A 329-nucleotide genomic window follows, 5' to 3' on the forward strand; every position below is an offset into this window, starting at 1 on the left:
CGTCAGGTTGGCGTGCCGTACATCATCGTGTTCCTGAACAAGTGCGACATGGTCGACGACGCCGAGCTGCTCGAGCTGGTCGAAATGGAAGTGCGCGAGCTTCTGACCAAGTACGAGTTCCCGGGTGACGATCTGCCGATCATCAAGGGTTCGGCCAAGCTGGCGCTGGAAGGCGACAAGGGCGAACTGGGCGAAGTGGCCATCATGGCCCTGGCCGATGCACTGGATTCGTACATTCCGACGCCGGAACGTGCAATCGACAAGACGTTCCTGATGCCGGTGGAAGACGTGTTCTCGATCTCGGGTCGCGGCACGGTGGTGACGGGTCG

Annotated in this window: 1 protein-coding gene; it reads left to right on the forward strand. The window is 60.8% G+C overall.

Annotation, left to right across the window (positions count from 1 at the left end; all coding sequences use genetic code 11):
• Nucleotides 1–329, forward strand: a 329-nt coding sequence (locus A9762_RS03200; RefSeq protein WP_240493429.1) for a GTP-binding protein, incomplete at both ends; no start/stop codon positions are given.

The organism is Pandoraea sp. ISTKB, assembly GCF_001721285.1.
Taxonomy (GTDB): Bacteria; Pseudomonadota; Gammaproteobacteria; order Burkholderiales; family Burkholderiaceae; genus Pandoraea; species Pandoraea capi.